This window comes from Roseovarius sp. PS-C2 (assembly GCF_018862045.1).
GTDB lineage: Bacteria > Pseudomonadota > Alphaproteobacteria > Rhodobacterales > Rhodobacteraceae > Roseovarius.
Genome location: NZ_JAHKSQ010000010.1, coordinates 64,381 through 88,787, shown reverse-complemented (window position 1 = coordinate 88,787; position 24,407 = coordinate 64,381). Strand labels below are relative to the sequence as shown.

The 24,407-nt window shown below is 61.9% G+C and carries 28 protein-coding genes; 16 read left to right on the top strand and 12 right to left on the bottom strand.

The annotated features are described in order from the left end of the window. Positions 1 to 4 precede the first annotated feature (4 nt). From KPG71_RS16935 to KPG71_RS16920, 4 genes are all read left to right on the top strand, one after another. Complete coding sequence (locus KPG71_RS16935) at positions 5 to 430, top strand: universal stress protein (protein WP_216339498.1); 426 nt, start codon at positions 5 to 7, stop codon at positions 428 to 430. Further along, a complete protein-coding gene (locus tag KPG71_RS16930; protein ID WP_216339496.1) occupies positions 427 to 1,107 on the top strand; it encodes a hypothetical protein in 681 nt (226 codons plus the stop codon). The genes KPG71_RS16935 and KPG71_RS16930 overlap by 4 nt, the downstream gene beginning before the upstream one ends. Further along, on the top strand, positions 1,091 to 1,384 hold the full coding sequence (locus tag KPG71_RS16925) for a hypothetical protein (RefSeq protein ID WP_216339494.1): 294 nt from the start codon (positions 1,091 to 1,093) through the stop codon (positions 1,382 to 1,384). Before KPG71_RS16930 ends, KPG71_RS16925 begins: the two co-directional genes overlap by 17 nt. A 172-nt stretch (positions 1,385 to 1,556) precedes the next feature. Further along, entirely contained in the window at positions 1,557 to 2,525 is a 969-nt protein-coding gene (locus KPG71_RS16920; RefSeq protein ID WP_216339492.1) for a hypothetical protein, read from the top strand. A 120-nt stretch (positions 2,526 to 2,645) separates the two neighbouring features. On the opposite strand, the gene KPG71_RS16915 is transcribed toward KPG71_RS16920, so the two are convergent. Beyond that, entirely contained in the window at positions 2,646 to 3,212 is a 567-nt protein-coding gene (locus tag KPG71_RS16915; RefSeq protein WP_216339489.1) for a YqgE/AlgH family protein, read from the bottom strand. Positions 3,213 to 3,358: 146 nt separating this feature from the next. Between KPG71_RS16915 and KPG71_RS16910 the strand changes: the two genes are divergently transcribed. After that, entirely contained in the window at positions 3,359 to 4,168 is an 810-nt protein-coding gene (locus tag KPG71_RS16910) for a protein-disulfide reductase DsbD domain-containing protein (protein WP_216339487.1), read from the top strand. Between the two features lie 9 nt (positions 4,169 to 4,177). On the opposite strand, the gene moaB is transcribed toward KPG71_RS16910, so the two are convergent. The 4 genes from moaB to KPG71_RS16890 are packed head-to-tail and all read right to left on the bottom strand — an operon-like array spanning position 4,178 to position 6,727. Continuing rightward, on the bottom strand, positions 4,178 to 4,720 hold the full coding sequence (gene moaB, locus KPG71_RS16905) for a molybdenum cofactor biosynthesis protein B (RefSeq protein ID WP_216339485.1): 543 nt from the start codon (positions 4,718 to 4,720) through the stop codon (positions 4,178 to 4,180). 5 nt (positions 4,721 to 4,725) lie between these two features. Beyond that, positions 4,726 to 5,352: a LysE family translocator gene (locus tag KPG71_RS16900; protein ID WP_216339483.1), complete on the bottom strand. Its 627-nt coding sequence runs from the start codon at positions 5,350 to 5,352 to the stop codon at positions 4,726 to 4,728. Further along, positions 5,349 to 5,948 carry a metallophosphoesterase gene (locus tag KPG71_RS16895; protein WP_216339481.1) on the bottom strand — a complete coding sequence of 200 codons (600 nt, stop codon included), beginning with the start codon at positions 5,946 to 5,948 and terminating at the stop codon, positions 5,349 to 5,351. Before KPG71_RS16895 ends, KPG71_RS16900 begins: the two co-directional genes overlap by 4 nt. After that, on the bottom strand, positions 5,945 to 6,727 hold the full coding sequence (locus tag KPG71_RS16890; RefSeq protein ID WP_216339479.1) for a uracil-DNA glycosylase family protein: 783 nt from the start codon (positions 6,725 to 6,727) through the stop codon (positions 5,945 to 5,947). Before KPG71_RS16890 ends, KPG71_RS16895 begins: the two co-directional genes overlap by 4 nt. A gap of 112 nt (positions 6,728 to 6,839) precedes the next feature. Here KPG71_RS16890 and KPG71_RS16885 point away from each other — a divergent pair, with 112 nt between their 5' ends. From KPG71_RS16885 to plsY, 5 genes are read left to right on the top strand one after another with little or no spacing between them, the layout of a single operon-like run. Then, a complete protein-coding gene (locus KPG71_RS16885) occupies positions 6,840 to 7,790 on the top strand; it encodes an aspartate carbamoyltransferase catalytic subunit (RefSeq protein ID WP_216339477.1) in 951 nt (316 codons plus the stop codon). After that, a complete protein-coding gene (locus KPG71_RS16880; RefSeq protein WP_216339476.1) occupies positions 7,787 to 8,323 on the top strand; it encodes a hypothetical protein in 537 nt (178 codons plus the stop codon). Before KPG71_RS16885 ends, KPG71_RS16880 begins: the two co-directional genes overlap by 4 nt. Continuing rightward, positions 8,320 to 8,772, top strand: coding sequence for a hypothetical protein (locus tag KPG71_RS16875; protein WP_216339474.1), 453 nt, complete (start codon positions 8,320 to 8,322; stop codon positions 8,770 to 8,772). Before KPG71_RS16880 ends, KPG71_RS16875 begins: the two co-directional genes overlap by 4 nt. Further along, on the top strand, positions 8,769 to 10,049 hold the full coding sequence (gene pyrC, locus KPG71_RS16870) for a dihydroorotase (protein ID WP_216339473.1): 1,281 nt from the start codon (positions 8,769 to 8,771) through the stop codon (positions 10,047 to 10,049). Before KPG71_RS16875 ends, pyrC begins: the two co-directional genes overlap by 4 nt. Further along, positions 10,049 to 10,654 carry a glycerol-3-phosphate 1-O-acyltransferase PlsY gene (gene plsY / locus KPG71_RS16865; RefSeq protein ID WP_216339471.1) on the top strand — a complete coding sequence of 202 codons (606 nt, stop codon included), beginning with the start codon at positions 10,049 to 10,051 and terminating at the stop codon, positions 10,652 to 10,654. Before pyrC ends, plsY begins: the two co-directional genes overlap by 1 nt. Positions 10,655 to 10,747: 93 nt before the next feature. Here the strand turns inward: plsY and KPG71_RS16860 are convergent, their stop codons facing one another. The 3 genes from KPG71_RS16860 to KPG71_RS16850 form a co-directional block, all read right to left on the bottom strand. After that, the gene (locus KPG71_RS16860; RefSeq protein ID WP_216339469.1) at positions 10,748 to 12,118 is read right to left on the bottom strand and encodes a glutamate--cysteine ligase; all 1,371 of its coding nucleotides are present in this window, start codon (positions 12,116 to 12,118) and stop codon (positions 10,748 to 10,750) included. A gap of 64 nt (positions 12,119 to 12,182) precedes the next feature. Beyond that, entirely contained in the window at positions 12,183 to 12,695 is a 513-nt protein-coding gene (locus tag KPG71_RS16855) for a hypothetical protein (RefSeq protein WP_216339467.1), read from the bottom strand. Further along, positions 12,692 to 13,417 carry a 16S rRNA (uracil(1498)-N(3))-methyltransferase gene (locus tag KPG71_RS16850; protein ID WP_216339465.1) on the bottom strand — a complete coding sequence of 242 codons (726 nt, stop codon included), beginning with the start codon at positions 13,415 to 13,417 and terminating at the stop codon, positions 12,692 to 12,694. The genes KPG71_RS16855 and KPG71_RS16850 overlap by 4 nt, the downstream gene beginning before the upstream one ends. Before the next feature lie 11 nt (positions 13,418 to 13,428). Between KPG71_RS16850 and ubiA the strand changes: the two genes are divergently transcribed. The 3 genes from ubiA to KPG71_RS16835 all read left to right on the top strand — a co-directional run bounded on the left by ubiA (position 13,429) and on the right by KPG71_RS16835 (position 16,686). Then, positions 13,429 to 14,397 carry a 4-hydroxybenzoate octaprenyltransferase gene (gene ubiA, locus KPG71_RS16845; RefSeq protein WP_216339463.1) on the top strand — a complete coding sequence of 323 codons (969 nt, stop codon included), beginning with the start codon at positions 13,429 to 13,431 and terminating at the stop codon, positions 14,395 to 14,397. Between the two features lie 62 nt (positions 14,398 to 14,459). Further along, positions 14,460 to 16,373: an OmpA family protein gene (locus KPG71_RS16840; protein ID WP_216339461.1), complete on the top strand. Its 1,914-nt coding sequence runs from the start codon at positions 14,460 to 14,462 to the stop codon at positions 16,371 to 16,373. After that, complete coding sequence (locus KPG71_RS16835; protein WP_073035536.1) at positions 16,360 to 16,686, top strand: hypothetical protein; 327 nt, start codon at positions 16,360 to 16,362, stop codon at positions 16,684 to 16,686. The genes KPG71_RS16840 and KPG71_RS16835 overlap by 14 nt, the downstream gene beginning before the upstream one ends. 5 nt (positions 16,687 to 16,691) lie before the next feature. Here the strand turns inward: KPG71_RS16835 and KPG71_RS16830 are convergent, their stop codons facing one another. The 3 genes from KPG71_RS16830 to KPG71_RS16820 all read right to left on the bottom strand — a co-directional run bounded on the left by KPG71_RS16830 (position 16,692) and on the right by KPG71_RS16820 (position 18,998). Continuing rightward, positions 16,692 to 17,630: a sterol desaturase family protein gene (locus KPG71_RS16830; RefSeq protein WP_216339458.1), complete on the bottom strand. Its 939-nt coding sequence runs from the start codon at positions 17,628 to 17,630 to the stop codon at positions 16,692 to 16,694. Further along, positions 17,627 to 18,019: a hypothetical protein gene (locus KPG71_RS16825; RefSeq protein ID WP_216339456.1), complete on the bottom strand. Its 393-nt coding sequence runs from the start codon at positions 18,017 to 18,019 to the stop codon at positions 17,627 to 17,629. Before KPG71_RS16825 ends, KPG71_RS16830 begins: the two co-directional genes overlap by 4 nt. Before the next feature lie 76 nt (positions 18,020 to 18,095). Next, positions 18,096 to 18,998: a DMT family transporter gene (locus KPG71_RS16820; RefSeq protein WP_216339455.1), complete on the bottom strand. Its 903-nt coding sequence runs from the start codon at positions 18,996 to 18,998 to the stop codon at positions 18,096 to 18,098. A gap of 262 nt (positions 18,999 to 19,260) precedes the next feature. On the opposite strand from KPG71_RS16820, the gene KPG71_RS16815 reads away from it, so the two are divergent. The 3 genes from KPG71_RS16815 to gndA all read left to right on the top strand — a co-directional run bounded on the left by KPG71_RS16815 (position 19,261) and on the right by gndA (position 22,901). Next, positions 19,261 to 20,445, top strand: coding sequence for an aspartate aminotransferase family protein (locus tag KPG71_RS16815; RefSeq protein ID WP_216339453.1), 1,185 nt, complete (start codon positions 19,261 to 19,263; stop codon positions 20,443 to 20,445). A gap of 88 nt (positions 20,446 to 20,533) precedes the next feature. Next, positions 20,534 to 21,460, top strand: a complete 927-nt coding sequence (argF, locus tag KPG71_RS16810) for an ornithine carbamoyltransferase (RefSeq protein ID WP_216339451.1) — start codon at positions 20,534 to 20,536, stop codon at positions 21,458 to 21,460. A 40-nt stretch (positions 21,461 to 21,500) separates the two neighbouring features. Further along, positions 21,501 to 22,901: an NADP-dependent phosphogluconate dehydrogenase gene (gene gndA / locus KPG71_RS16805; RefSeq protein WP_216339449.1), complete on the top strand. Its 1,401-nt coding sequence runs from the start codon at positions 21,501 to 21,503 to the stop codon at positions 22,899 to 22,901. Here gndA and KPG71_RS16800 read toward each other — a convergent pair whose 3' ends face one another. Further along, a complete protein-coding gene (locus KPG71_RS16800; protein WP_216339447.1) occupies positions 22,902 to 24,401 on the bottom strand; it encodes an inorganic phosphate transporter in 1,500 nt (499 codons plus the stop codon). Positions 24,402 to 24,407: the final 6 nt, after the last annotated feature.

The window sequence follows — 24,407 nt, the reverse complement described above, 5'->3', positions numbered from 1 at the left end:
GACCATGATGGACAGAATCCTGTGTGCAATCGACGGGTCGAAGGCGGCGCAACGCGCCGTCACCTTCGGGATCGCCCTGGCCGAGAAATGCGATGCCGAACTGTGCTTTGTCACGGTCTCGACAGTGTCGCAATCCAGCGCGGCGGACAGCCCCTTTTGGGATACCAAGCTGTTCGACGCGGGCGAGGCATTGATCGAGCGCGAGTTGGGCGATGCCATGCGCGAGGCGTCCGGCAGTTCGGTCAAGGCCAGTTGCGCGACGATCTCGGGGCGCGACATCGCCCATGCGATCGTGGCCTATGCCATGGCTGAAGGTTATGACCATATCGTGATGGGCTCGACCGGGCATACCGCGTTCGGTCGGTTGCTGACCGGCTCGGTCGTGGACGATGTGCTCAGCCAGAACCATCCGCCGGTCACGGTGGTATGAGCGCGACGACGCTTGCCCTTGTCGCCGCCGGCGTGGCCGGATTGGGGACGCTCTATGTCAAGGATAACCGGCGCGAGAAATCGCGCCGGGCTCTTTCGTTCGAGGGATGCCGTGGGTATCTGGAGAACGAGCGCGTGACGCTGGAGGATACCGGATATCCGAAAGTGACCGGGCGCTACCACGGAACCGAGGTGGAAATCCGTCTTGCCGTGGATACGATTCAACTGCGCAAACTGCCGGTGTTGTGGTTGATGGTGACAGTGCAGCGGCCTGTGCCTGTCACGGGTGTGGTCGATATCATGACCCGTGCCACCAATTCCGAGATATTCTCGCCCCATAACGACTTACCTGCCGCGCTGCCCTTGCCGCAAGGATGGCCGAACGAAATCAATATCCGCACCGATGACCCGCAGGCGGCAGGCCCCGTTCTGGACAAGGTTGCGGATCACGTCCAAGCCTTCGTGGCCGATAACCGGGGCAAGGAAATGCTGATCACCCCGCGCGGTGTGCGTCTGGTCCATCGCTTGTGCGAAAGCGACCGGGGGCACTACCTTATGACCCGGTTACCGAGATTCGACGGGGATCAGGTGCCGTTCGAAACCGTGCAGCCGCTTATTCAACAGGCCATTGCCGTTGCCGAAAGCCTCAAGGACATGCCGAATGACCAAACCGATTGACATGCCCAAGCCTCCGAACCCGGCCCTCGTTATGGCGGTTGCCGCTGTTCTGACCGGAATGGGGCAGGTCATGAACGGGCAGGCGAACCGGGGCCTGATGATGGCGTTTACCGCACTTTCGCTGGCCTGGGTCAGCTACAACCTGACGACGCCGGAGCATTCATTCGTCGGGCGCTACGCGGGTGGCTTCATGATTCATGCTATCGCCTTCATGGACGCCTATCGCGTGGCCAAGTTCCGTTGGCAGGAATGGAAAACGGGGCAGCGGCACGATTGAGTGGCAGGCGGCCAAGTGCCGTCACATCAAGGGGTTTTCAGGCACGACATACATTTGCGGGACGCTGAACGCATTATATTGCGCGCAGGGGATCTGGGGTATGTGAAAACCATTGGAAGATAGGGTAAACCAACGCTGACAGTACGAGCATGCAAGGTTTCAAAATTCCAAAATGAGCAAGAGCAGTAGAGGTATCGGTTCGAAGCAGCGCGTGGTGTTCCTGCACCGGCGGGGGCATGTGTCCAGTGGGGCCAAGATCATGCGTTGCGATCAGCTTTCGCAGATATGCGACCGGCATCTCGGAAATGCTTATGATTTCTCCGTACAGTCTCAATCCCCGATGCGCGATGGCGACATGCTGCGCCAGTCGGTCGAAGATTTGAAGGGCGCAATCGTGATCCTGCTCAAAGGTGTTGCCAAGCTTTTCGGCCCCGAGGGGATGGAGATGCTGCACGAAAAGGCGCGTGGCATTTGTATCGACTATGTGGATGCCACCGTTGCCGAAAGTTTCTCGCCCTTTGCCGATGTGCACATCGGGGCCTCGCATGCGGGATGCGCGATCCTCGAGAACCGGCTCGGGAAATCCGATCGAGTCGTGGGACGGCCCGAAGTCGCGCTTTTGACTCATCATGCCGATCCGCGCCTCGATCGGTACGAAATGCAGGAGCTGCACAGCCTGCGGACCGTGTATTTGGGCCATCCGCAAAACCTGTTCCTGCCCGAAGCGGCGGCTAGGCAGGTGTCCCTGTTGAATTATTTCGACGATTCAAGCATCGGGGATGTGTTCTCGGCGCTGTGCTGTTTCAACATGCACTATTGCGTGAGGCCTCCGCAACGTCCGGCTCTGGCGCGCAATATGGCGAAACCCTTTACCAAGGGCTTCAACGCCGCCGCTTTGGGGGCGAATGTGATGACCACGCGCGACACCGCGGATGCCGAGCATTACCTTGGTGCCGACTATCCTTTCCTGCTTGATGACGCCGAGGAGGCCACGATTCTGGCCGGGTTGGAAAAGGCCAGGGAACTTTACGACACCCCCGCCTGGAAAGAGGCGAGCGAGCGTATGGCCCATGTCCGGGAACTGACCTCCGAAGCCCACATCATGGGCGAGATGACGGCGATCTTGTCCCGGTTCGCCTGACAGATTGTTGTCGCATCCCTCATGCTTGATGCGCTCGATACCCTGTAAAAAGGCATTGCGGCAGAATGTTCGGCGGGTGGCCGATGCGGATTTGGTCGCACCATCCGATCTCGTTCGTTTTCAGGCGCGTCCCGCATCCGCGGACAGCGTCAGCGCACTGACACCAAGCTTGTTCAGGGCACCTTCCCATTTTTCGGGATCGGGCGTGTCGAAAACAAGCCTGCGGTCGGCGTCGCAGGTCAGCCAGCCGTTCTGAGCGATTTCGGATTCCAGTTGCCCCGGCCCCCATCCGGCATATCCCAATGCCATGATGACTCGTGCCGGACCGCGCCCTTCGGCCAGGTCTTCGAGTATGTCCAGGGTGGCGGTCATCGCGAAATCGTCGTTCACGTCCAGTGTCGATATGGACGAGTGATAGCCATAGTCATGCAAGACGAATCCGCGCCCATGTTCGACCGGACCGCCGAAATGCACCGCCATTTCGCGCAGGTCGGGTCCGGGTTTGATTGAAAGCTGCTCCAGCAGGTCTTTGAATTGCAGGTCGCGGGTGGGTTTGTTGATCACCAACCCCATGGCGCCCTCGTCGGAATGGGCGCACATGAAGATTACGGAATGCTCAAACCTCGGATCGCCCATGCCGGGCATGGCGATCAGAAGTTTTCCGGTCAGGTCGATTGGGTTGGTCAAGCGTGCACTCCGCAGGGTTCACGACCAAGAATGGGGCGACTGGCGGCGCAGTTCAAGCGTTGCAATCCTGTGTGTGCGACATTTCTCTCGCTGTGCTCGCTGGAAAGTGAGTTGGAATTTCAGGCAGGATCGCCCATTTGAAGGGTATGAACGCTCGTATCCTTCTTTTCCTTGCCGCGCTGTGGGCACCCTTCCTGTCGGTCCACACAGCGCAGGCCGATCCCGACATGGTGGATGCCCATATCCTGACCGGCTGGCGGCAAGAGGATGGCCGCCATATTTCGGCATTGCACCTGACGCTGAAGAACGGTTGGAAAACCTATTGGCGGGCTCCGGGGGATGCCGGTATCCCCCCTCAGTTCGATTGGCGCAAATCGCGCAATCTGGCGGGGGTGCAGGTAACGTGGCCGACACCGCGCACCATTCAGCAAAGCGGCGTGCGCACGATCGGCTATGCCGAGAGCATGACCCTGCCGCTGACCTTGATACCCGAAACACCGGGTCAGCCCATCGTGCTGGACGGAACGATCGAAATCGGGGTTTGCAAGGATGTCTGCGTTCCCGTCACCTTACGCCTTTCGCAGGATCTGGGGGCACAACCGGCAAAGCGTGATCCGCGAATCGTGGCGGCGATGGCCGCGCGACCGTTTTCCGCGAAAGAGGCTGGCGTGACGCGCGTGGCGTGCTCGATCAGCCCGATCAAGGGCGGGCTGCGGCTGCGCGCCGAGGTGGACCTGCCCGATACCGGCGGTCAGGAGGTTGCGGTGATCGAAACACCCAACCCGGCGATCTGGGTGGCGCAGGCCGACACTGCGCGCCGGAACGGGCGGCTGGTGGCCGAAACCGATATGTATCACGTCAACGGCGGCACCTTCGCTCTGGATCGTTCCGGGCTGCGGATCACGGTGATCGGTGAAAAACGCGCGGTGGATATTCGCGGTTGTCCGGGGGGATGAGTTCCGGGCTTACTTGCGCCGTTTATGTTCATCCAGCCGGGGCATGATCTCGACGAAATTGCAGGGGCGATGACGATAGTCCAGTTGCAGGCTCAGGATGTCGTCCCAGGCATCCTTGCAGGCGCCGGGGCTGCCGGGCAGGGCGAACAGGTAGGTGCCCCCGGCCACGCCACCCGTGGCGCGCGATTGAACCGCACTGGTGCCGATCTTCTGCAAGCTGACCATGGTGAAGACGGTGCCGAAGGCGTCGATCTCTTTCTCGTAGACATCGCGATGCGCCTCGACCGTCACGTCGCGTCCCGTCAGGCCGGTGCCGCCGGTGGAAATCACCACGTCCACCTTGTCCGATGCGATCCATTCGCGCAGCTGGTCGGCAATCTGGTCACGCTCGTCGCGCACGATCATCCGGTCGGCAAGCACATGGCCTGCCGCTTCGATCCGGTTCACCAGCACTTCGCCGGAACGGTCCTCGGAAATGTCGCGGCTGTCGCTGACGGTCAGAACGGCGATGCGAACGGGGATGAAGTCCTTGCTTTCGTCGATACGGCTCATGCGGGTCAACTCCTTTGGATTAGGGCCAGCCGCACGGCCAGCCCTGCGAATATCGCGGCACTGGCATAGCCAAGGCCGCGTGTAAACCGGGCCGAGGTGGCCAGACGGCGGCCAACGCCCCCGGCAAACATTCCCACCGCCCCGTTGATGACGAACCCGCCGAGGCCAAGGATCAGCCCGTAGATCAGGAACTGCCCGAGGATCGCGCCGCGCGCGGGGTCCACGAACTGCGGTACGAAGGCCAGCACGAACAGGATCACCTTGGGATTTAGCAGGTTGACCACCAGCCCCTGACGAAAGGCGCGCGCGGCGGAGATGCTCAGCGGCGTTGCCACAGATGGCGCCGGACGGCGCAACGCAGCCCATGCCAGCCACAGAAGATAGGCCACCCCGATCCAGCGGATCACGTCGAACAACCACGGCAGCGCGGCCAATGCCGCGCCAAGGCCAAGCCCGGCCAGCGTGACATGGACCATGCCGCCCGCCGCGATTCCGGCGCTTGCGGCGATGGCCGGGCGCGGCCCCGAGCGCAGCCCGAGCCCGAGGCAAAACATCATGTCCGCCCCCGGCGTCAGGTTCAGCGCCAGACCGGCCGGAACGAATGCCAAGAGGACAAGCGGGTCAATGATCATGGGCCGGCCTCGAACCAGTTTGGCGTCGGACCCAGATTGACGACGCGGGAGTTGCCAATCATGCCTTCCCGCCCCCAACTGTCATGGATATGGCCGCACAGGACCAGTTCGGGGTGCAGGCGTTCAATCGCGGCGCGAATGGCGGTCGAGCCGACCGATGCCCCTTGCGAGGTGACATCGGCGACACCCTTGGGCGGCGAATGGGTGATCAGGATATCGACATCGGTACATGCGTTCAGCAGGGTTTCGGCCTCTGCTTCGCTCAGATCGCAGGACCAGTCGCCAAAGGGCGTGACCGGCACACCATAGCCAAGGCCGAAAATGCGCAGCCCCTCAACCGTGGTTCCGCGCCCGTGCAAAACCGTGGTGCCTTTGTTCACGGCTTGGCGCAATTCCTCGTCGCTTTCGGCATTGCCGGGCACCACGATCATCGGGGCCGTGATGCCGTCGAGCAGCGCCAAGGCCTGTTTCAGCCCTTGCCGGTGATTGCAGAAATCCCCGGCACCGATCACCATGTCGGCATCTTTACTGGCGGCAACCAGATCGGCGGCATGCCCCCGTGACAGGTGCAGATCCGAGAAGGCGAGGATTTTCACGATTTCCCCCTCAGTCGTGCCTGCAACTCCAACAGGTCCGCCCATGCTTCGCGCTTGAATTGCGGACTGCGCAGCAGATAGGCGGGGTGGAACATCGGCAGGGTCGGTTTGCCATAGCTTTCGCTCCAGTGCCCGCGCAGCCTGCTGATGCCGCGTTTGCCCAGACCGGCCTGACAACTGATATTGCCCATCAGCACGATCACCTCGGGCGCGATCAACTCGACATGGCGCTGCACGAAGGGCACCATCATGGCGATTTCCGTGGGTTTCGGATCGCGGTTCTGCGGTGGGCGCCACGGTAGCACATTGGTGATATACACCGATTTCTCGGCATCCGTCGCGTCGCGCGCCATACCGATTGCGGCGAACATCCGGTCCAGCAATTGCCCGGCGCGCCCGACGAACGGCCTGCCCTGAATATCCTCGTCCCGCCCCGGTGCCTCTCCGATAATCATCACGCGCGCGGTCGGGTTGCCATCGGCAAAGACAAGGTTGCGCGCGCCGCGTTTCAGGTCGCAATGCTCGAACGCGGCCATCGCGTTCTGCAAAGCCTCAAGCGATCCGGCGTTCTGCGCGGCGGCCCTGGCCTCCTCCACCGGATCGGCAGCAGGGGCAGCGGCGGGCGGCGGGGCTTTGGCCGTTGCGGCGGCAGGTTTCGCCACCTTCTCGGGCACCTCGTAGCGATTCACCGGTGCGTCGCAAATCGCCTCGGTCACGCCGAGTTCGATCTGCCAGTCCAGCAGGGCCTTTGCGGTATGATAGTCCAAAGCCGATTCCATGATATGCGCAGGCTACTCCCCTGTCGCGCCGGTGGAAAGCGGGCAAAGCGACACCTTGCCCCTGACCGCGACCCTTCCTATAAGCGGGCAGGATCACGGAACGGAGCGGCGGATGACCTTTTCACACTCCCACCTTCTGGGGATCGAACCCCTCTCGCCGCCCGAAATCACCGAGATTCTGGATCTCGCCGATCAATACGTGGCCCTGAACCGGCGGGACATGAAGCACTCCGATGCTTTGGCGGGCCTTACCCAGATCAACATGTTTTTCGAAAACTCCACCCGGACGCAGGCCAGTTTCGAGCTGGCGGGCAAACGTCTGGGGGCGGATGTGATGAACATGGCGATGCAGGCAAGCTCGATCAAAAAGGGCGAAACCCTGATCGACACGGCGATGACGCTCAACGCCATGCACCCTGATCTTCTGGTCGTGCGCCACCCGCATTCCGGTGCGGTGGACCTTCTGGCGCAGAAGGTGAACTGCGCCGTTCTGAACGCGGGCGACGGACGCCACGAACACCCGACGCAGGCGCTTCTGGATGCGCTGACCATTCGCCGGGCCAAGGGCCGCCTGCACCGGCTGAACATCGCCATCTGCGGCGATATCGCCCACAGCCGCGTGGCGCGCTCGAATATTCTTCTGTTGGGCAAGATGGAAAACCGTGTGCGCCTGATCGGCCCGCCCACGCTGATGCCCTCCGGCATCGCCGATTTCGGGGTCGAGGTCTATGACGACATGGCCGAGGGGCTGCGCGACGTGGACGTGGTGATGATGTTGCGCCTTCAGCGTGAACGCATGGATGGCGGTTTCATCCCCTCGGAGCGTGAATATTATTTCCGCTACGGTCTGGACGCCGAGAAACTGGGATATGCAAAGGAGGATGCGATCGTCATGCATCCCGGCCCGATGAACAGGGGCGTCGAGATCGACGGCGAGATCGCCGATGACATCAATCGCAGCGTCATTCAGGAACAGGTCGAGATGGGCGTTGCCGTGCGCATGGCCGCGATGGACCTTCTGGCGCGCAACCTGCGCGCCCGCGCGCAAGAGGTGCTGGTATGAGCGACCGGATCGAGATCAAACCGACGGAACACGGCGTCGTCCGTGTGTTTGCCGTCGATTTGACCACTGATCGGGTCGAGGCCTTCAACCGCCGCAATGGCGACTGGCCGCTGCAACAGGCGCTTGGCGCGGATGTGCTGAATCCCGACCATGTCGAACTGTTCCCGCTCTCCGATCTCGATGACCTGGGGTTGAGCGGCTATCTGGAACAGGGCCACGGGATTCCCGATGCCGAACTGGCAGGCATGCGGGCGCGGCTTGACGGGTTGGCGGGCCATGTTCTGTTCGTGACCTCCCGCGCCTTTGACGGGCAAGCGCAGGTATTGACGCCCCGTGCGCCCCTGCACCTGATTGCCAGCTTCAACGAGGGAACCGCGCCGGTGTCGTTCGATCCGCTGCCGTCCGAGGCCGCGCGCGGCACGACTGGCGACAAACCCGGCCCAAGCGATGCCGCCATGTCGGGACGCATCGCCAGCCTGGCGCTGCTGGTGCTGTTCTTGTTGGTCGCGGTTGTCATCTGGATCGCGTCATGAGTGAAAGCCTGATCCATTCCATGACGCCGACCACCCCCCTCGCCGAGGGCGAGCGGGTTGTGCACAGTTTCCACCCTGACAGGGCGGCCTATTGGCGCGATCACGCGTGGCTGGCGGCCGGGGCCATGGCCATCGGGATGGTGATCTTGTGGGGGATGGGCAATCCGCATGTCTGGACCGGGGCCGTCGGCGGGCTGGCGGCGGTGGCGGTGCGCGCCTTTTACGTGGCTTCGGACGAAATGCAGGCCCGGTGGGATTTGACCGACCGCCGTCTTCTGGGGCCGCAAACCCGTGCCGTTTTCCTGCGCGACATTCAGACCATCCGCACCCTTGGCAGCGCCGTGCAGATCGTGACGCGCTCGGGTGACAAGCATCTTCTGAAATACCAAGCCGACCGCGACGCCACCCGCCAGCGGATCGAAACCGCGATCACCGGAGCCGTGCAATGACCACAACCCTTCTCACCAACGCCCGCCTGATCGACCCGGAACAAGGCACCGAGGCGCCCGGTTGGCTGCTGATCGAAAACGGCGCCATCGCGGCAACCGGGGCGGGGGCCGAGGGGCCAAAGGCCGACAAGATGGTCGATTGCGGGGGCAAGTGCCTTGCGCCGGGGATCGTCGATATCGGCGTCAAGGTGTGCGAGCCGGGGGAGCGGCACAAGGAATCCTATCGTTCCGCCGGTCTGGCCGCGGCGGCGGGCGGGGTCACCACCATGGTCACCCGCCCCGATACCAGCCCCGCCATCGACAGCCCCGAGACGCTGGAGTTCGTTGCGCGCCGCGCCAATGCGTCCGGCCCCGTGCATGTCCGCCCGATGGCGGCGCTGACCAAGGGGCGCGAGGGCCGCGAGATGACCGAGATCGGGTTTCTCATGGATGCGGGCGCGGTGGCCTTTACCGATTGCGATCATGTGATCGCCAACACCAAGGTGTTCAGCCGCGCGCTGACCTATGCCCGTTCTCTTGGCGCGTTGATCATCGCCCACCCGCAAGAGCCGGGGCTGAGCGCCGGGGCAGCAGCCACGAGCGGCAAGTTCGCATCGTTGCGCGGGTTGCCCGCCGTGTCGCCTATGGCCGAACGCATGGGGCTGGATCGCGATATCGCCCTGCTGGAAATGACGGGCGCGGCCTATCACGCCGACCAGATCACAACCGCCCGTGCGTTGCCCGCGCTTGAGCGTGCCAAGCGCAACGGGCTGAACATCACCGCTGGCACCTCGATCCATCACCTGACCCTGAACGAACTGGACGTGGCCGACTATCGCACCTTCTTCAAGGTCAAGCCGCCCCTGCGCTCGGAAGACGACAGGCAGGCGGTGATCGAAGCGGTGCGGTCGGGCCTGATCGACGTGATCAGTTCCATGCACACCCCGCAGGACGAGGAATCCAAGCGCCTGCCATTCGAAGAGGCCGCAAGCGGCGCGGTGGCGTTGGAAACCCTGCTGCCGGCGGCGCTGCGCTTGTATCATTCGGGCGATCTGGACCTACCAACGCTGTTCCGGGCTATGGCGCTGAATCCGGCGCGGCGGCTCGGCCTGCCCTCGGGGCGGCTGTCGGCGGGCGCGCCTGCCGATCTGGTGCTGTTCGATGCCGACAAACCCTTTGTCATGGACCGCACGACGCTGCGCTCGAAATCCAAGAACACGCCGTTTGACGGTCAGCGTATGCAAGGTAAGGTGCTTGCGACCTATGTTGCCGGAACCCCCGTTTTCGAGGCTGCCTGATGCCTGATCTTGAAACCAGCCAGTCGCTTTTGATCCTGTGGGCCGTCATCGGGTATCTGCTTGGTTCCATTCCGTTCGGGATGGTGCTGGCGAAGGCCATGAACCTCGGCAATCTGCGCGAGATCGGGTCGGGCAATATCGGGGCGACCAATGTGTTGCGGACCGGCTCCAAGGGGGCGGCGGCGGCCACGCTTTTGCTGGACGGGGCCAAGGGGGCGGTGGCCGTTCTGCTGGCGCGGGCGATCAGCGGTGAAGACGCCGCGCAGCTTGCGGCGCTGATGGCGTTCCTCGGGCATTGCTATCCCGTTTGGCTTGGTTTCAAGGGCGGCAAGGGGGTGGCGACCTTTCTCGGCTTGATGCTGGCACTGGCCTGGCCCGTCGGTCTGGCCTGTTGTCTGACATGGCTGGTGACCGCCCTGATCGTGCGGATATCGTCCTTTGCCGCGATCGTGGCAGCGGCGTCATCGACGATCTGGATGTTCTTCCTTGGGCAGGGGAAAATGGTGGTGCTCGGTTTCGTGCTGATGCTGCTGATATTCTGGCGGCACCGCGCGAATATCACACGGCTGAAGGCCGGGACCGAACCGAAGATCGGCCAGAAATAAGCCGTGATCCCCCGGCCTGCCCGTCTGGCAGATACCGACGTCATACCGACACGATACCGACGTTGTACCGAAGGGCGAAAATGCCCCCGGTGATCAGTAGGAATATTCCTTGTAAATCCGGGTCAGATCGCCCTGCCAGTCGCCGTTGTAATGCTCCAGCAACTCGTCGGCAGGCACCTGCCCGCTTTCCATGCTTTCCTTGAGTGCATTGAGGAAATGGGTCTCGTCCGGGATCATCCCGTTGGCGCCCGTGCGTCCGCGCGCCTTGAGGCCCGCCTCGGAAACCGCCAGAACCTCGCGCGCCAGATCGTGCATGTCGATCCCGCCCACCTTGGCCTGCAACGCGTCCTTGCCCGCCGCCACACGCAGCGCTTCGCGGGTCTGCGCATCCCAGCCTTTGACCAGATCCCACGCGGCGTCCAGAGCGGTCTGATCGTAGGTCAATCCAACCCAGAACGCGGGCAGCGCACACAGCCGCCGCCAAGGCCCGCCATCGGCGCCGCGCATCTCGATGAATTTCTTGATCCGCGCCTCGGGGAAGATCGTGGTCAGGTGATCGGCCCAGTCCGAGAGGGTGGGTTTTTCACCGGGCAATGCAGGCAGTTCGCCCTTCAGGAAATCACGGAAGGACTGACCGAGCGCATTGATGTAAACCCCGTCACGATAGACAAAATACATAGGAACATCAAGGGCATACTGGACCCATGCTTCGAACCCGAAGCCCTCGTCAAAGATGAAGGGCACCATCCCCGTGCGGTCGGCGTCAAGGTCGCGCCAGATGCGGCTGCGCCAGCTTTTGAAGCCGTTGGGTTTGTTCTCGAAGAAGGGAGAATTGGCAAAAAGAGCGGTGGCAACCGGTTGCAGGGCGATCGCAACGCGCATCTTCTGCACCATGTCCGCCTCGGAGCCGAAATCCAGATTGACCTGAACGGTGCAGGTCCGGCGCATCATCGAGGTTCCCATTGTGCCGACCGATTGCATATAGGAATCCATCAGCTTGTAACGCCCCTTGGGCATCAGCGGCATTTCCTCGTGCGTCCATATCGGTGCTGCGCCGAGCCCGATGAAACCGACGCCGATCTCGTCGGCGATGTCTTTTACCTCGCGCAGGTGTTCGTTGACCTCGTCGCATGTCTCATGGATCGTTTCCAGCGGTGCGCCGCTGAGTTCCAGCGCCCCACCGGGTTCGAGGCTGACATTCGCACCGTCCTTCATCAGGCCGATCAGCTTGTCTGCTTCGCGCAGTTCGGACCAGCCGTGACGGTCGCGCAGGCCTTCGAGAACGGCCAGAATCGAACGCTCGCCTTCATAGGGCAGGGGCTTGAGCGTGTCCTTGCAATAGCCGAACTTTTCATGCTCGGTGCCGATGCGCCAGTCTTCGGGCGGTTTGCAGCCGCTTTCCATATACTCCGCCAGTTGTTCGTGCCGTTCGATCGGCCCGCCTCCGGATTGGGGTATGGACATGAGCGTCTCTCCTGCCTTGCCGCGCAACAATGATTGCCACAAGTGGCCGTATTCTCGCGGGGTGTCAATGCAGGGCGTTTGTGCGTTTCTGCCAGATCACGATGGTGTCATGGCCGTCACGATGCATTTGCGACAGCATCCGTTCCGTCCGAATGCCCGGAAGCGTGGCGAAAGCATCGAACAGAAGATCCGAACCGCCGGCGGTGAGCGGGATGTAAAGATCCGGCTGCCCCGGCTGGCTGAGAACCCAATGCGCGGGGTGGGCGGCACGGTCGAGCGACAGGCGGGTCAGCTCACCAAGGGCCACCACGCCGCCGGTCAGCGGCCCGAAATAGGCGATCTGCCGTTCATCGACCTGTACGATGCCTGGGCCACCTTGGGTGGTACGAAAACGGGCCCGCTGAAACCCTGCGATGGCCAACACGATCCCGGCCAGGATCAGGGCATAGCCCAGCCAGTGAAGCATGCCAAACGTGCCAAGAGCCCACCAAAGTCCAAGCGCAAGCAATGCCGCGCCGGTCAGCCCTTCGCGCCACCGCCAAAGTGCTGCGCGCGCCTGAGGACGGACAAAGCTCAAGACCAGTCCCCAAGTGTCATCTGCCACACGGTCAGGGCGGCCACGGCAGCGGTATCGGCGCGCAGGATGCGAGGGCCAAGGCTGACGGGGTGGGCAAAGGGAAGGGCGTTCAACCGGGTACGCTCCGCGTCGGAAAAGCCGCCTTCGGGGCCGATCAGGATCGCCCATTTGTCACCGCCCGTCGTCCCAAGGGTCTGAGCCGCACCGACAAGGGCTTCGTCGCAGAACATCAGGTGCCGGTCTTCGGGCCAGTCGGACAGCAGGCGGTCGAGCTTCTGCAGGCTGGTGACTTCGGGCACATAGGTGCCGCCGCATTGTTCGGCGGCCTCGACCGCGTGCGCCTGCAGGCGATCCTGCCGAATCCGTTCGGAATTCGTGAACGCGGTCTGCACCGGCAGAATCCGCGCCGCACCCATTTCGGTGGCTTTCTCGACGATAAAGTCGGTGCGGGCCTTTTTGATCGGGGCAAAGAGCAGCCAAAGGTCAGGGGGCATTTGCTGCGGCTGCGTCTGCTCGTCGGTCCTGAGCAGACCGTTTCGCTTGGAGGCCTCGCGCACCGTCGCGCGCCATTCTCCATCCCGCCCGTTGAACAGCAACACCGCATCGCCCTCGCCACGTCGCATTACGCCGAACAGGTAATGCGCCTGATCGCGGTCCAGAGGAACCGTTTGCCCTTCCCCCAGGGGGTGATCTACATAAAGCCTGATTTTCGCATCTGCCATGGGGGCAACATATGACCGGCAAGAACCAGACGCCAGAGGCCACGACAGGTCAGGTGGCCGACGCGGTCAAGGGCAACTGGGTGGACCGGTTGGCCCCGGCCCCGACACGTCCCTATCTGCGGCTTGCCCGCGCCGACCGCCCGATCGGAACATGGCTGTTGCTGCTGCCCTGCTGGTGGGGTTTGCTGCTGGCGATGCTTCATGACGGGCTGGCTGGCTGGCATGATCTGTGGATATTCGCGGGATGTGGGATCGGTGCGTGGCTGATGCGTGGGGCGGGCTGCACGTGGAATGACATCACCGACCGGAATATCGACGGCAGTGTGGCGCGTACCGCATCGCGCCCGATTCCGTCGGGGCAGGTCAGTGTCAAACAGGCGCTGATGTGGCTGGTCGTGCAGGCCCTGATTGCGTTCTGCATCCTGTTGACCTTCAACCTGGCCGCCATCGGGCTGGGTGTTCTGGCGTTGCTGCCTGTGGCCATCTACCCGTTTGCCAAGCGGTTTACGTGGTGGCCGCAGGTGTTTTTGGGTCTGGCCTTCAACTGGGGCGCGCTATTGGCATGGACGGCGCATACCGGCCAGTTGGAATGGCCTGCGGTTCTGCTTTACCTCTCGGGGATCGCCTGGACACTGTTCTATGACACGATCTATGCCCATCAGGACAAAGAGGACGATGCGCTGATCGGGGTGAAATCCACGGCCCTCCTGTTCGGCGATGCGACACCACGTTGGTTGCTGGGCTTTATGATCCTGACGATGCTTCTGCAGATGTTCGCGGTGATACTGGCCGGTATCGGGGGAAGTTCGCTTGCCTTACTGGTGGCGCTTCTGGGGCCTTGGGCGTTGGGGCTTCACATGCATTGGCAATTGCGTCGGCTGAAGCTCGACGATGGCGATCGGCTGCTCAGGTTGTTCCGGTCGAACCGCGATGCCGGATTGCTGCCTGTGCTGATTTTCGCCGTTGCGCTGTTGCTGTGATTGAACTCGGCTCCGGCAGGGCCTAAACACTGCCTCAACAATAACTTGCGGGCCTAACCCTCATGCGCCTGTCTTCGATACTGGTTATCGCAGCCACTTTTCTGATTTCCGCCGCCATGTGTCTGATGGCGGCCCGTTTCGCCGTCACCGCGATCGAGGATTCGTCGCGCACCGCCGTGCGTGACACGCTCGACCAGAATGACATGGTTTGGGCCGAGGTCGACGCCAACGGCTTACAAGTGTTCCTGGCCGGCACAGCCCCGTCGGAGGCGGTCAGGTTCAAGGCGCTGTCCGTGGCGGGAACCGTGGTAGACGCAGCCCGGGTTATCGACCAGATGCTTGTGGCTGACAGCGAGAATGTTGCGCCGCCCAGATTCTCTATTGAAATCTTGCGGAATGACAGTGGCATCTCGCTTATTGGGCTGGTCCCTGCCGCAACCGACCGTGACGCTTTGATGGAAGAGATCACCGACGTCGCGGACGGAGCGGCAGCGTCGGATTTGCTGGAATCGGCAGATTACCCACAGCCCGAAGCCTGGGAAGAAGCGTTGGAATATGCCGTCGACTCTCTGAAGCTGTTGCCGCGTGCAAAGATTTCCGTGGATGCCGATCGCGTTCTGATCACGGCCATGGTCGACAGTGAGGCCGCGAAACGCCAGCTTGAGATCGACCTCGCGCGTACTGCGCCAACCGATATTCGTCTGGCATTGGATATTTCTGCTCCGCGTCCGGTGATCACGCCATTTGCCCTGCGGTTTCTGATCGAAGATGGTCAAGCGCGCTTCGATGCCTGCGCCGCCGATACCGATGAGGCCCGCGACCGTATATTGACCGCTGCGGGCAGGGCTGGCCTTGCGGAAAAAACGGACTGCGTCATCGGCCTTGGCGTTCCCTCCCCGAAATGGGGAGAGGCTGTGGAAATGGTTATTGGTGCGCTTGCCGAACTGGGAAATGGCAGCCTGACATTTTCGGATGCCGATATCTCACTTATCGCGGCAACCGGCACCTCCGAGGCGCAGTTCGACGAAGTCGTCGGCCGTCTCGAAACCTCGTTGCCCGAAGTGTTCGCATTGCATGCGGTTTTGCCCAAGCCCGAGAACCAGGAAACGATCAAGCCGGAATTTACCGCCACGCTGTCGCCCGAAGGACTGGTGCAAATCCGGGGGCGTGTCGCGAGTGAACTGGCGCGGGAAACCGTCGACAGTTTCGCCAAGGCGCGGTTCACCTCGGATGCGGTGCACACAACCGCCCGTGTGGTCGAAGGATTGCCGCGCGACTGGTCGCTGCGTGTGCTGACAGGGGTTGAGGCGCTCAGCTACCTGTCGAACGGTTCGGTCGTGGTCAAGCCCGATGAGGTGACGGTCAACGGCAATACCGGGCGCAAGGACGCCAATGCGATGATCTCGAGCTTTCTGTCGGACAAACTGGGCGAAGGAGAGCAGTTTTCGATCGACGTCACCTATAAGGAAGAGCTCGATCCGATTGCCAGCCTGCCGACCCCCGACGAATGCGAGGCCGACATCGCCGAAATCCTGACCGAGCGTAAGATCAACTTCGAACCTGGGTCGTCGCGGCTTGATGCGGCCGGGGTGGAGATCATGGACGATATCGCCACCATCCTGAAGGAATGCGGCGATATTCGTATGGAAATCGGCGGTCATACCGATAGTCAGGGCCGCGAAATCATGAACCAGAACCTGAGCCAGGAACGCGCGCAGGCGGTTCTGAACGAGTTACGCAATCGCCGGGTTTTGACTTCGTCCTTTACCGCAAAGGGGTATGGTGAAAGTCAGCCGATTGCGGACAACGATACCGAAGAAGGCCGCGAAGCCAATCGCCGTATCGAGTTCCGCCTGATCCGGCCAAAGCCGGTCGAAGAAGAGCAGACAACGCTTGAAAGCCTTGAAGAACCGCGCGAAGAAGGTGACGATCAGGCCCAGCAAGGTCAGGAAGACACGTCAGATGAACAGAACTGAATTCATTATCGTTACGGCGATTATTCTTTTCGTGGCTTTCTGCATGGGGTGGTTCGCAAACTGGCTGGTGCATCGTTTCATCCGCGTTGCGCAATCGGATGTGGGTGAACTCGAAAAAATGGCGCAAGAGCTGCACGAAGCCGAGGAAACGCGCGATCAGGCGATCACCTATCTACAGCAGCGTGAAGCCGAACTGACCAATCAACTGGCACAAACCGAGGCTGAACTGGCTGCCACGATGGACGGGTTGCGCGAAGCCCGGTACGAGGCCGAGCAACTGCGCTCTCATTTGGATCGCGTCGGAACCGGCTGAGCGGATCAATCGGTTGCGGAAAAACCCGGCGATCCGCGGTCTTCGGGGTGATGGGCCAGATGCTTGCGCTTGATTTCCTCTGACGTGTCGCGACTGCCGTCATGGCTCCATCCCGGTGGTGCGATGCAATACATCAGCCGTTCGCGCCAGGTCAGGCCCGGCTGCGTGGCGTCGCGGAAAATGCCCACCCATTCGTGAAAGGCCACGCGGATCGGATTGAAGGTGCCCAGGTTGTGAACCAGCCCGTACCGGGGTTTTTCCTGTTCCAGCTCCGGCACGAAGGTGCCGAACATCTTGTCCCAGACGATGAAGACGCCGGCATAATTGGCATCCAGGTACCGCGCGTTGCGTCCGTGGTGAACCCGGTGATGGCTTGGGGTGTTCATCACGGCCTCGAACCAGCGGGGCATTCTTCCGATGGCCTCGGTGTGAATCCAGAATTGATAGATCAGGTTCAGCCCCCCGCAGAACAGAACCATGGCCGGATGGAACCCCAGCAGGATCAACGGTGCGCGCACGACCATCATGAATGTGAACGTGCCGGTCCAGGTCTGCCGCAGTGCGGTTGTCAGGTTGTAGTGCTGGCTTGAATGGTGGTTGACGTGGCTGGCCCAGACCCACCGGATGCGGTGGCCAAACCGATGCACCCAGTAGTAGCGCAGATCGTCCAATATGAAACAAAGCGCGATTGCCCACCACGATGTGCCCAGGTCCAGCGGTGTGATCGCCCACAAGGCCATGAAGAATCCATAGGCAATGAACCCCAGAAGGATACCCGAGGCGACATTGCCCGCCCCCATGATCAACGAGGTCAGCGCATCGCGCGTTTCATAGCGCCCGCCACGGCCCTTGATCACGATCCAAAGCAGCTCAATCAGAATGGCGGCGATGAAAAAGGGCACGGCCCAACTGACAACATCGGGAAAGGTGATCTGATCGGTCATGCCGGGGTCTCCATCAGGTGCGGCCAAAGCTCTGCCTCGTCCGGGTCCAGGCGAAGCCGGATGCGCGGCGCGGTATAGTCGGGCAGGTCGATACGCAACCCCTTGGCCGTTCGTTCGATCCTGGCGCCTGTCAGGTAACGGGCGGTTGTATCGGCCCCCATCGGCCACACGATGCCATGGCTGTCGCCGGTTTCGATCAGGGCAGCCGTATGGTCGTGGCTCAGCACGATACGGAGCGCGGGATCGTCGGGAAATTCATCCAGCCATGCCGTGCGCGCGGCGTTTTCGCTTGCCAGCGTCGCGGGGCGGGACAGTCCCAGAATATGCAGCAGCACCGCAATCCCTGCGATTCCGGCAATCACCAACGGCACCAGAATGCCAAGCGGCATGGCATGTTCCTCCCTGCCTTTGATCTAGCCAAAATCCGTGCCGGTTTGTCAAAGGTGGCGTAGCGTCAAACCCGCCCTATTGCCCCGCACTGCCGGGGACGCGGGGCCTGCGCCCTTCGCGCCATGCCAGCAACCCGGCGCCGGTCAGGATGATGAGTGCTCCGGCGATCGAAACCGTGTCGGGCAATACGTGAAAGACCAACGCATCGTAGATCGCGGCGAACACGAGCGCCGCATAGAAAAACGGGGCGACGAAACTGGCATCGGCGCGCGCCATGGCGTTGACGAAACAGGCTTGCGCCATGGCCATCAACACTCCGACTCCGGCAAGGGCCGCCCATTGCTGCGCCGTCGGCATCTGCCAGACGGGGAGCATGGCGAAAGTCGCGATGAGCAGGCCGATACCGTTGTTGACCAGCAGGATCTGATACGGCCCTTCGCGCCCGGACAGCCGCTTGATAGCAATCAACTCGGCCCCCAGAAGAAGTGCCGACCCAAGCGCCAGCATTGCGCCGAATTCAATGGCACCACGGCCAGGCCGGGTCAGGATCGCGGCCCCGGCAAGTGCGATCAGGGCTGCGGACCACCTGATCGGCCCGACTTTTTCGCCCAACAGGGGGATAGCCAGCATCATGCCGAATACAGGGTTAAGGAAACTGATCGCCGTGGCGTCCGACAGCGGTATGAACGTCGCTGCCGCGAACATCAGTGTCACCCCACCCCAGCCGAATGCCGAACGGATGGCATGTAGGCGAAAGTCGGGGCGCGTCATGCGTGGGCGCATGAGGGCGATCATCGTGGTGATGGCGACGAAGGCGAACAGGAACCGCCCATGACTGATTTGCAACGGGTGCATCTCGGGGCCCAGAACGCCTGTTCCAAGGGCCTTGGCCAGCAGGGTGGTTCCGGCGGCAAAGGCCGAGGCCGCCAGGGTCAGCATGGCGGCAAGCGCCGGGTTCTGTGCGCGCGGTATCTCCATGTAAAAAGCTGTGGCCGTAAAACCGTATGGCGGCAAGCGCGAAAGCGCCGTGCAGATTTTGCTTTCCGTAAAGGGCCGAAGGCGCTAAGGGATGAGCATGATCAAACGCCGCACTCATATTGCCTGCCGACGTCGACGCTCCTGCGTCTGAGACGTCCGCCTGTTTGATCCCTGGCGCCGCATGCGCCGCACTTTAGCGAAAATATTGACTTGCCCCCACACCTGATGCACTCAAGGGGCTTTCCTAGCAAAGGATACGCACATGATCCCGTCCGTTCTGCCGACCTATAATCGGGCACCGCTGAGTTTCGTCAAAGGCGAAGGCAGCTGGCTGATCGAGGCTGACGGGCGCCGATTTCTGGATATGGGGGCCGGGATCGCCGTCAATGCGCTTGGCCATGCGAATCCCGATCTGATCGAGGCGTTGACCGAACAGGCAGGAAAGCTGTGGCATACCTCGAACCTTTACCAGATTCCCGAGCAGCAGGCGCTGGCTGACAAACTGGTCGATGCGACCTTTGCCGATACGGTGTTCTTTACCAATTCCGGCACGGAATCCTGTGAACTGGCCGTCAAGATGGCGCGCAAGTATTTCTATGAAAAGGGCGAACCCGAACGCATTGGCATCATTGCCTTTGAAGGGGCGTTCCATGGACGGTCTCATGCGGCCATCGCCGCGGCGGGGTCGGAAAAGATGGTCAAGGGCTTTGGCCCTGTCTTGCCGGGTTTCACACAGGTGGCATGGGGCGATCATGACGGTCTGCATGCCGCGATTGACGATACCACCGCCGCAATCCTGATCGAGCCCGTTCAGGGCGAGGGCGGCATCCGCCCGCTACCTGATCAATGTCTCAAGGGGCTGCGCGATCTGTGTGACGAAAAGGGCATCCTGTTAATCCTCGACGAGGTTCAATGCGGCATGGGGCGCACGGGCAAGCTGTTCGCCCATGAATGGGCCGGGGTGGATCCGGATATCATGATGGTGGCCAAGGGTATCGGCGGTGGTTTTCCCCTAGGGGCGGTACTGGCCACCGAGGACGCTGCCAGCGGCATGACAGCAGGCACACACGGATCGACCTATGGCGGCAACCCGCTGGCCTGTGCCGTCGGAGCAAAGGTGATGGACATCGTGTCGGACCCGGATTTCCTGCAATCGGTCAACGAACGTGCCGGACGGTTGCGGCAGGGGCTGGAGGGGCTGGTGGCCTCGCACCCGAAGGTGTTCGACCATGTACGCGGCTCGGGGCTGATGCTTGGGCTGAAATGCAAAATCCCTGCCGCTGACGTGGTGAGCGCCGCCTATGACGCGCAGATGATCACGGTGCCGGCTGCCGACGATGTGGTGCGCCTGCTGCCGCCGCTCAACCTCAGCGACGAAGAGGTGACCGAGGCGCTCGCCCGCCTCGAAACCGCCGCTGTCCAGATTGAAACCAGCCAGGATTCCTGAGTCTCACTGTTCTGAAAAAACTCTGGGGGAGTCGCGTATGGCGCGGCGGGGGCAGAGCCCCCTGACCCCGACAACCAAGGCCGTAACCATGAACCATTTTCTTGATATCCACAAAACCGACCCCGCCGACCTGCGGAGCATGATCGACAACGCCCGCGCGATGAAAGAGGCCCGCGAGGGCCGTCTGCGGGGAACGGTCGACGATGACACGCCGCTTGCCGGTCATATGGTCGCCCTCATTTTTGAGAAACCTTCGACGCGGACGCGCGTCAGCTTTGATGTCGGGGTGCGCCAGATGGGCGGGCAAACCATGGTGCTTTCCGGGACCGATATGCAGCTAGGTCATGGTGAGACCATCGCCGATACCGCCCGTGTGCTCAGCCGCTATGTCGATCTGATCATGATCCGCACCTTCGATGAATCCGTGTTGCTGGAAATGGCCGAATATGCGGATGTGCCGGTGATCAACGGCCTGACCGACCGCACCCATCCCTGCCAGATCATGGCCGATATTCTGACCTATGAAGAGCATCGCGGCTCGATCGCCGGGAAAAAGGTGGTCTGGTCCGGCGACGGGAACAATGTTTGTGCAACGTTCCTGCAGGCCGCCGCGCAGTTCGGTTTCGATCTTACCTTTACCGGCCCGTCGCAACTCGATCCCGAGGACGAGTTCATCGGTCTTGCCCGCAAGGCGGGCCGTACGGTGCAGATCGAGCGTGATCCGGTCAAGGCCGTCGAGGGCGCCGATCTGGTCGTGACCGATACGTGGGTCAGTATGCATGACGGCCAGTCCACCAAGGAACGCCGCCATAACATGCTGCGCCCTTATCAGGTGAACGAAGATTTGATGAAACACGCCAAACCCGATGCGTTGTTCATGCACTGCCTCCCTGCGCATCGCGAAGACGAGGCGACCAGTGCTGTCATGGACGGCCCGCAATCGGTAATCTGGGATGAGGCCGAAAACCGTCTGCACGCGCAAAAGGCGGTGATGCGCTGGTGTCTGGGCGTCTGAAGCCATAGCCTTGCCTGACAGACACAAGGCGGGGATTGATATGACGACGGCGCAGATTGGTATCTACGGGCTCGGTACGATGGGCAGCGCCTTGGCGTTGAACCTGGCCGGGCAGGGCATTGAGGTGGCCGTTACCAACCGCGAGCCGGAACGGATTGCGCAGTTCATGGAGGACAGCGGCGATCTTGCCGCGCATCTTCGGCCACATGAAACCCTGGCGGGTTTTGTCGCGGGGTTGCAGGTGCCGCGCATCGTTCTGTTCATGATCCCGTCGGGCCAACCGATGGACGACATGATAGAATGGATCGTACCGCTGCTTGATCGGGGCGATACGATCATAGACGCGGGCAATGCCGATTTTCACGATACACGCCGCCGTGCCGCGGCCTTGGCCGAACAGGAGTTGCATTTCGTCGGCATGGGCGTGTCGGGAGGCGAACAAGGCGCGCGGCATGGGCCGTCGATGATGGTGGGCGGCAGCGATCACAGCTGGCAGCAATTGTCCCCGATCCTGCGCCGCATCGCCGCAAGGTTCAACGATCAGCCCTGCGTGGCGCATCTGGGACCGGACGGGGCAGGGCATTTCGTCAAGACCGTCCATAACGGCATTGAATACGCCGACATGCAGATGATTGCCGAGGTCTATGGACTGATGCGCAATGGTCTGGGCCTGCCGCCGCACGAGATTGGCGATGTGTTCGATAGGTTGAATGATGGGCCGCTGGCATCTTACCTGATCGAGATCACCGCCCGCATTCTCCATAGCATCGACCCCGAAACCGGCCACCCGATGCTTGATGTCATCAAGGACAGCGCCGGGCAGAAAGGTACAGGCCGCTGGACCGTGATCGAGGCCCTGCGCCTTGGCCAATCGGCAAGCACGATCGAGGCCGCCGTGGGTGCCCGCAGTTGGTCGTCAGAGAAAGACACCCGCCAGATTGGCGAAGAAACCCTTGGCGGTGCGCGGCTTGGGCTGGACTTGTCGGTGCAGTCGCTGGCCGATGCGTTGATGGCGGCGCGCATCCTGGCCCATGCGCAGGGGTTTCGCGTTCTGACCGCCGCTTCGCAAGAGTATGATTGGCAGCTCGATCTGGCCCGGATCGCCGAAATCTGGCGCGCGGGATGTATCATTCGCTCGGCCTTGTTGGACGATGTCGCTGCAGCCTTTCACGCCGGGCCTCGGGCCGGGGAACTGATCCTTGCCCCGGCCATTGCCGAACGGTTGGCGCTTTGTGTTCCGGCCCTGCGCGAGGTGGTCGCGGCCGCGGTACATTCCGGTCATGCGGTGCCTGCGCTGTCGGCGGCGTTGGCGTGGTACGATACGATGCGTCAAGGGTACGGGACGGCCAATGTCATTCAGGCGCAGCGCGACGTTTTTGGTCGGCACGGGTTCGAACGACTGGGCCAGGGCGGTAAGTTCCATGGCCCGTGGTGGGAGTGATCAGCTGATCAGCGTATTCAACAGCAGGAAGATGACCGCCGACATGGCCGCTGCGGCGGGGACTGTCACGATCCATGCGGCGACGATTGTCATGAAGTGACTGCGGCGCACCAGTTTGCGGCGGCGGCGTTCCTCGGCAGGGATACTCTTGGGCTTTCCCTGATTGGCGGAGTTGTTGCGCAGGCGGCGCTCCATGTGCCACTCGCGGAAGAAACCGACGCCAAAGACCCCGCCGACGGCGATATGGGTGGAACTGACCGGCAGGCCGAGCCAACTGGCCACGATCACGGTGATCGCCGCTGATAGGGCGACGCAATAGGCGCGCATCGGGTTCAGCTTGGTGATCTGGCTGCCGACCATGCGGATCAGTTTCGGGCCGAAAAGGAACAGGCCGAAAGAGATGCCGAAGGCACCGATCACCATCACCCACATCGGGATTGCGACCTTGCCGGCAAAGGCGCCGAATTCATTGGCGTGCACAATCGCGGCCAAGGGGCCGACGGCATTGGCCACATCGTTTGCCCCATGGGCGAAGGACAACAGCGCGGCCGACAGAACCAGGGGAAGCCCGAACAATGCCTTGAGAGATTTGTTACGGTTCTCCATCCCTTCGGACTGACGGCGGATCATCGGGCGGGTTGTGAAGTATGTGACGACCCCAAGCGCAAGGCCGATCAGCAAGGCGGTTTCGAGGTCGATTTTGACAATGCGTTTCAGCCCCTTGAGCGCCAGATAGGCGGCAAAGGTCCCGGCCATGATGGCGACAAGGATCGGGACCCATTTGCGAGCGGCTGCAATCTTGTCGTCCTGATAGATGATACGGTTCTTGATCAATGCCAGAAAGGCCGCCGCGATCACACCGCCAAGCACGGGCGAGATGACCCAGCTTGCTGCAATGGCGCCCATCGTCGGCCAGTTGACAGCTGTAAACCCTGCGGCGGCGATCCCTGCCCCCATGACGCCACCGACGACTGAATGGGTGGTCGAAACCGGTGCGCCGACCTTGGTGGCAAGGTTGACCCAAAGCGCTGCGGAAATAAGGGCGGCCATCATGGCCCATGTAAAGACGCGTATTTCCTCCATCCCGCTTGGGTCGATGATCCCCTTGGAGATGGTCGAAACCACATCGCCCCCGGCCAGCAACGCACCGGCGCTTTCGCAGATGGCGGCGATGATGATCGCGCCACTCATGGTCAACGCGTTGGCGCCGACGGCGGGCCCCATGTTGTTGGCGACATCATTGGCCCCGATGTTCAGCGCCATGTATGCGCCGAATACTGCTGCCGCGACGACAATCATGTTGTTGGGATAGGTGCCAAACAGGACAGCGGCGGCAAGTCCGGCGATCACCATGAATGCCAGGGCGATGCCCGGACCGATCAGAGGGCGCGCGACATAGCTTGTCGCGTACTCGATCTGGGAAATGCGGTTAAGGTCCTTGTCCAGTGTCTTCCACTGGTTGCTGTCAGAGGGCTCGGCCACAGCGCTCTCTCCCGTCATTTCGTG

Coding starts and splice junctions, on each gene's coding strand:
- moaB (WP_216339485.1), bottom strand. CDS start 4,720: ATGAGCCGTATCGACGAAAGCAAGGACTTCATCCCCGTTCGCATCGCC.
- KPG71_RS16840 (WP_216339461.1), top strand. CDS start 14,460: ATGCGCCTGTCTTCGATACTGGTTATCGCAGCCACTTTTCTGATTTCC.
- KPG71_RS16890 (WP_216339479.1), bottom strand. CDS start 6,727: ATGGAATCGGCTTTGGACTATCATACCGCAAAGGCCCTGCTGGACTGG.
- KPG71_RS16885 (WP_216339477.1), top strand. CDS start 6,840: ATGACCTTTTCACACTCCCACCTTCTGGGGATCGAACCCCTCTCGCCG.
- KPG71_RS16860 (WP_216339469.1), bottom strand. CDS start 12,118: ATGTCCATACCCCAATCCGGAGGCGGGCCGATCGAACGGCACGAACAA.
- KPG71_RS16820 (WP_216339455.1), bottom strand. CDS start 18,998: ATGGAGATACCGCGCGCACAGAACCCGGCGCTTGCCGCCATGCTGACC.
- KPG71_RS16830 (WP_216339458.1), bottom strand. CDS start 17,630: ATGACCGATCAGATCACCTTTCCCGATGTTGTCAGTTGGGCCGTGCCC.
- KPG71_RS16815 (WP_216339453.1), top strand. CDS start 19,261: ATGATCCCGTCCGTTCTGCCGACCTATAATCGGGCACCGCTGAGTTTC.
- KPG71_RS16835 (WP_073035536.1), top strand. CDS start 16,360: ATGAACAGAACTGAATTCATTATCGTTACGGCGATTATTCTTTTCGTG.
- KPG71_RS16900 (WP_216339483.1), bottom strand. CDS start 5,352: ATGATCATTGACCCGCTTGTCCTCTTGGCATTCGTTCCGGCCGGTCTG.
- KPG71_RS16800 (WP_216339447.1), bottom strand. CDS start 24,401: ATGACGGGAGAGAGCGCTGTGGCCGAGCCCTCTGACAGCAACCAGTGG.
- pyrC (WP_216339473.1), top strand. CDS start 8,769: ATGACCACAACCCTTCTCACCAACGCCCGCCTGATCGACCCGGAACAA.
- KPG71_RS16910 (WP_216339487.1), top strand. CDS start 3,359: ATGAACGCTCGTATCCTTCTTTTCCTTGCCGCGCTGTGGGCACCCTTC.
- ubiA (WP_216339463.1), top strand. CDS start 13,429: ATGACCGGCAAGAACCAGACGCCAGAGGCCACGACAGGTCAGGTGGCC.
- KPG71_RS16935 (WP_216339498.1), top strand. CDS start 5: ATGATGGACAGAATCCTGTGTGCAATCGACGGGTCGAAGGCGGCGCAA.
- KPG71_RS16930 (WP_216339496.1), top strand. CDS start 427: ATGAGCGCGACGACGCTTGCCCTTGTCGCCGCCGGCGTGGCCGGATTG.
- KPG71_RS16925 (WP_216339494.1), top strand. CDS start 1,091: ATGACCAAACCGATTGACATGCCCAAGCCTCCGAACCCGGCCCTCGTT.
- KPG71_RS16875 (WP_216339474.1), top strand. CDS start 8,320: ATGAGTGAAAGCCTGATCCATTCCATGACGCCGACCACCCCCCTCGCC.
- KPG71_RS16920 (WP_216339492.1), top strand. CDS start 1,557: ATGAGCAAGAGCAGTAGAGGTATCGGTTCGAAGCAGCGCGTGGTGTTC.
- KPG71_RS16825 (WP_216339456.1), bottom strand. CDS start 18,019: ATGCCGCTTGGCATTCTGGTGCCGTTGGTGATTGCCGGAATCGCAGGG.
- gndA (WP_216339449.1), top strand. CDS start 21,501: ATGACGACGGCGCAGATTGGTATCTACGGGCTCGGTACGATGGGCAGC.
- KPG71_RS16850 (WP_216339465.1), bottom strand. CDS start 13,417: ATGGCAGATGCGAAAATCAGGCTTTATGTAGATCACCCCCTGGGGGAA.
- plsY (WP_216339471.1), top strand. CDS start 10,049: ATGCCTGATCTTGAAACCAGCCAGTCGCTTTTGATCCTGTGGGCCGTC.
- argF (WP_216339451.1), top strand. CDS start 20,534: ATGAACCATTTTCTTGATATCCACAAAACCGACCCCGCCGACCTGCGG.
- KPG71_RS16880 (WP_216339476.1), top strand. CDS start 7,787: ATGAGCGACCGGATCGAGATCAAACCGACGGAACACGGCGTCGTCCGT.